This window comes from Bacteroides sp. DH3716P (genome assembly GCF_025914115.1).
GTDB classification, from domain to species: domain Bacteria; phylum Bacteroidota; class Bacteroidia; order Bacteroidales; family Bacteroidaceae; genus Bacteroides; species Bacteroides ovatus.
Genome location: NZ_CP083673.1, coordinates 6,635,117 through 6,636,070, shown reverse-complemented (window position 1 = coordinate 6,636,070; position 954 = coordinate 6,635,117). Strand labels below are relative to the sequence as shown.

Genomic DNA, 954 nt, shown 5'->3' with positions numbered 1-954 from the left:
GCTCTCCTTGGTAGTCTCGTCATATACGATGCACTGGGTCATACATGCTCCTCCTTCATCCATGCACCTATACTCGACGTGACATAGTCCAACTGACCGCCAAATATGTCGCTTGGCTCTATGTCGTATTGTCCATCCCTCACTTCCTTGTCCTCTCCGAGAAGCGACAAGTTGCCGTCAGAATCCAAACGTGCCGCATCTATGACTATATCACGAGGCTCGTCAAAGAGATAACCTGCCACGATGGGCTGCTCTCCCTCGAAATGCACCTCAAAGCCTCCGTCCACCTCCGTGCCGTACTTGCGAAGAGCCGCTTTCAGCTCGTCCTGCTCCCGGTGCTGCAATGCCAGGAGTTGTCCGTGGATGGTGAGGTCTTTAAGTTCCGCCTCTCGTTGGGTGTGAGTCGCCTCGCCGGTCTTGCGGTCGATGTCGTACTTGTGGTAAACCACTGGGATATGGTCTGCCGATGTGACAAGCCATGTGATGTTGTTCACNATGTCGTACTTGTGGTAAACCACTGGGATATGGTCTGCCGATGTGACAAGCCATGTGATGTTGTTCACTGAGAAGCCCTGTCTGGTGAGGAACTCCTCGATGTCAGAGCCGATAAGATGGTCGGCTACGTCAAGATACTCGATGCGTGCGTCAGCATCATGCAGGATGATAATCTTCATTGCCTTTCAATTTTAGTGATACAAATAAGTTTGTCGCCCATGTCGCTGGACTTGGTTTAACTACGTTGAAGAAACTTACGCTCAGCATAGTGGATAAATTCCCTCTGCGTTCGCTTAACCGTTTCTTTCTTCCCTCCTTTCGAGACCTTTCAGCCTGTGGAGGGATATTTTCTGCTCCCAAAAGCCGCAAGAAAAGACATAAAGACAAATTATGTGTGAAGAATACTCTTTTCCGAGGAAAAGGAAGATTGTTCACAGTCACAAGACCTCAAGCAGAATT

General features: G+C 49.3%; 1 protein-coding gene. It reads right to left on the bottom strand.

Annotated features, from left to right (window positions below; all coding sequences use genetic code 11):
* Positions 1 to 38: 38 nt before the first annotated feature.
* Positions 39 to 674, bottom strand: a complete 636-nt coding sequence (locus KQP79_RS25845) for a hypothetical protein (protein ID WP_264386607.1) — start codon at positions 672 to 674, stop codon at positions 39 to 41.
* Positions 675 to 954: the final 280 nt, after the last annotated feature.